The 3,576-nt window shown below is 67.2% G+C and carries 4 protein-coding genes; 2 read left to right on the top strand and 2 right to left on the bottom strand.

Annotated elements, in window-relative coordinates; translation table 11 throughout:
• The first annotated feature begins 643 nt into the window (after positions 1–643).
• Positions 644–997, top strand: coding sequence for a hypothetical protein (locus tag ABIA33_RS37965; protein WP_370088794.1), 354 nt, complete (start codon positions 644–646; stop codon positions 995–997).
• A 36-nt stretch (positions 998–1,033) separates the two neighbouring features.
• On the opposite strand, the gene ABIA33_RS37960 is transcribed toward ABIA33_RS37965, so the two are convergent.
• The gene (locus ABIA33_RS37960) at positions 1,034–1,852 is read right to left on the bottom strand and encodes a hypothetical protein (protein ID WP_370088792.1); all 819 of its coding nucleotides are present in this window, start codon (positions 1,850–1,852) and stop codon (positions 1,034–1,036) included.
• A complete protein-coding gene (locus ABIA33_RS37955; RefSeq protein WP_370088790.1) occupies positions 1,849–2,433 on the bottom strand; it encodes an RNA polymerase sigma factor in 585 nt (194 codons plus the stop codon). Before ABIA33_RS37955 ends, ABIA33_RS37960 begins: the two co-directional genes overlap by 4 nt.
• Before the next feature lie 466 nt (positions 2,434–2,899).
• Between ABIA33_RS37955 and ABIA33_RS37950 the strand changes: the two genes are divergently transcribed.
• Positions 2,900–3,361 carry a hypothetical protein gene (locus tag ABIA33_RS37950; protein WP_370088788.1) on the top strand — a complete coding sequence of 154 codons (462 nt, stop codon included), beginning with the start codon at positions 2,900–2,902 and terminating at the stop codon, positions 3,359–3,361.
• Positions 3,362–3,576: the final 215 nt, after the last annotated feature.

Below are 3,576 nucleotides of genomic sequence, written 5' to 3'. Positions count from 1 at the left end.
GGGAAGATCTTGGTCGATCCCCTTGATAGCAGAGGTCCAGCAGCATTTCACGCCCCCTTGACACCGCCTCCGGGCGCTAAACTTCGCGGCATTGGACCACGACCAGCCAGGTCCAGCGGTCGGCGGCTTCGGGATCGCGCAGTTTCGGCGCGGTCCAGCCCAGCGTCTGCTTCCAGAAGCGCGAGCTGCCACAGGCCCTCGCGGCCGTAGACCGGCTGGATCGGGCTGCCGGTGAGCACCAAGTCCCACCGGTCCGTGCTCCTGTTATCGCGGTCGTCGTCGACGGTCACGCTGCTGCCGCCCACGGTGGCACCCGCCCGCCTCAATCGGCCGCGCCGCCCGCTGGTCCCGAGTATGGCCTGGGAGGTTTACCCGGTGTGACGAGCCGTGCCCTGACCGCCAACGCCAGGCAGCGCTTGGAGAACGCCGCCCGGCAGGCCATCGAACAGCAGATGCCGCAGAGGGACATCGCCCACGGGGCCGGCAGCAGCTGGGAGTGGGCTGCGCCGACTGTAGAGCAGCCCCGCCACTATGACCCGCCGTTCGGGCCGCCTGGTCGTAGTGGGGCCCGAACGGCCGTTGGCCTCGGATAAGCTCCCCTTATCCGAGGCGTCAAACCGGACATGACGCCTCATCGTGCCCGGTGCGGGCCTGGACCGCCTGGCGCGAACGACTCCTGGCCGAGGGCGGACCGCAGTACGCCGACCCGTCGGGCCCGGCCTTCCACGGCATCGACCGGCACGGCCACATCCACGACGGAATCGGCCCCGACGGGGTCACCCGCGCCATCACCCGCATCTCGCAGCGCTGCGGCATCGACATCCGCTGGACCGGCCACTCGCTGCGCTCGGGACTTGCCACCGAGGGCCGCAAGAATAGGCGAGACGCGATCGCCATCGCCCGCCAGGGCGGCTGGGCACCCAACTCCAAGTCGATGCTCGGCTACATGCGCACCGCCGACGACTGGGACGACAACGCCTCCGCCGGCCTCGCCTGACTGACCGGCAACCACAGCCCCAGGGTGTCAGGAGCCCTACGGCCCGATGTCCTTCGCGTAGGACACTGGGTCTCCGCTGACCTGCGGTGACGGGCCTTCCGAGCGGGGCTGACTGTCCCGAGCCACCAAGACCCTCTCCCGTGACGTGGCATCTCCTCGCCGGGAGAGGAAGCGGATCCTGAGCAGGGTTGCCGAGGCGACAAGGAGAGTCGAGGTGGCCCACGCCGAGAAGGTCCAGTCCCCTACAGCGATGCCGACGACGGCGATAAGGGCCAGGCCGGCGACACCGATGATCGCACCGAGGGCGTAGACGCCGATCCCCAAGTAGCGGAGCACCGGGGGCAGAAGATGCGTGAATCGAATGGTGCGGGACTCAGTCGTGGGGACCTTGATGTTTGTGGAGGCCGACAGGATCTGAGGTGGCTCGGGCACCACGGGCTCACGGAGAGAGGGGATGTCCGCGCGGGCGTGCGACGAGGGAATACTCGCTGGTTCGGTGACCACGACCCGCGAGGGCGGAGGCGCGTACGCCGTCTCACCCGGTACGGCACTCGGGTTGCGGTAGTTCAACGGTGGAGAGGGAACCGACTTCGAGGGCTTCGGCGAAGCCGAGGTGCGCCCGTACCGAGAATTCGGCTGCGGGACCTCGGCCGCAGGCGACGGGTCTTCGGCCATCCACGCCATCAGTTCGATCAGGCCCGCTGTCGAGCTGGCCGCGTTGACGTCGACTGGCCCGGCGTGGCGGTCCAGCTGTGCGAGCACCTCGTCCACCGTCAGCGCGCAGGGGCCAACCTCCTCCGCGGGAGGGCTCGCGGCATCACGGGGGGCCTCGTTGAACTCTTCTTGATCGGTCATCCTGCTGCCTCCACTCCTCCATCATCGTTGAGGTCTCCCAAGTCGGGGAGGACCTCCTGCCCCAGTGCGCTGGTGAGGTCCGCGCGAGCATGGAGCAGATGCACGCGCACGGTTCCCTCCGTGATGCCTAGATGCGCTGCGATCTCTTGATTGCTCAGGTGCCCTTGATGCTTCATCAGCGTGACCCGCCGGCGACGCTCCGGCATCTCATCGATGATCTTCCAGGTCTTCTCCAACAGCATCTTGGAAGCCACCGTGCGGGGGATGTCGACGTCCGCCACGGGATCAAAGTCGCGGACGAGATCCTCAAACAGCATTCGCGAGGTTGTCCTCGCCCGCCAGACGTCGAAGATTCGGCGCCTCAACACCAGGTAGAGCCAGGAGCGCTGACGATCGAAGCCGAGCTCCTGCAGCTCGTCCCATGCCTCAGCGCAGGCCTTGAAGGTGTCCTGCACCGTGTCGTGCGCCAGCTCACAGTCGACCCCGAGTAGTCGGGATGCGAACGGGAGCATGTCCGAGTACAGCACGCCGTAGAGGCGCGCGATTTCTTCCCAGTGCTCCCTGGGAATTCTGGACGGCATCAGCGGCTCTGACCAGGTAGGACCGGCTTGGTCGGGGAGTCGCCGGCTCCGAGTTGGATCCACATGGCAGGGCCTCCTAGCCAGCCGGCCTGAACGATCACGGACCCGGCCGGCGCTGTGGTCAGGACGGCAACCAGAGTCTTGCGGCGTGACCGCTCGGAAAAGAGGCGCAGCGATCCCATGAGAAGAATGAAGAAACAGGTGACCTGCCACGCGAACAGATGCGGTGTCAGGGCGACCCATTCGGTGGCCCACCGCCTACCCGGCATCGCGAACGTCTTCATACCCGTGATGTCGCCTGAGCGCTGAGAACGTTTAAGAAGGGCGAGCTCATGCATCGACCCCGGCACGGCCACATCCACGAGGGGCTCGGCCCGCGACGGGGTCACCCGCGCCATCACCCGCGTCTCGCAGCCGTTGCGGCGTCGCCAGCCCCGAGAGCCGGACGTGCCGTCAGGGATGGATATTGGTACCTATCCATTACTTCGCCGAGGAAGCGATCGTCGCTTCACTGGTGCGCGAGTGGCTGCAGCTGGACGTCCTGATCGCCGAGAAGATCACGACGGAGCCTCTGCCCGAGCGCTCGCGGGAGTTGGTGGAGAGCCTGCTCGCGGCCTACGCGGACCGCTTCCGGAAGGAGCCGGGGTACCGCCGGATCTGGTTCCAGGGGCCGCGCCTGGCCGCGTTGGACGCGGTCGGCAAGGAGACGAACGAGGAGATCGCCCGACACCTGCACGGCGCGCTGGTCCGCGGCTATGGAATACCGGACACCGAGCCGTCACGGCGACGTGCAGGGCTGGCCGTAAAGGTCGGGGCCAAGCTGCTTGACCTGGCCTTCCGTGAGCGGGCCGAGGGCGACCCCGAGATCCTCGCCGACGCCGCACTGATGATGGACCGCCACCTCTTCGCACCGTCCGACTTCGACTGACGATCGATCCATCCGGTGAGACGGCCGACCACCTCACCTGACCGGTGCCGGAGCAGCTTCCTAGCAGACGAGTTTTGACAGCAAGACCGTTTTTCCGCGCCGTTCCTACCGGCCCCCCTGGTTGCGCTGAGCGACGCGTGCCGTGCCCGTCCAGTGTGAGCTGAGCGCGCACGGCACGAGATTCCGAGTGGTGTCCGGTGCTACTGCTCCAGCCA

The organism is Streptacidiphilus sp. MAP12-16 (assembly GCF_041262165.1).
Taxonomy (GTDB): Bacteria; Actinomycetota; Actinomycetes; order Streptomycetales; family Streptomycetaceae; genus Streptacidiphilus.
This window is presented reverse-complemented; position numbering and strand designations above follow the sequence as displayed.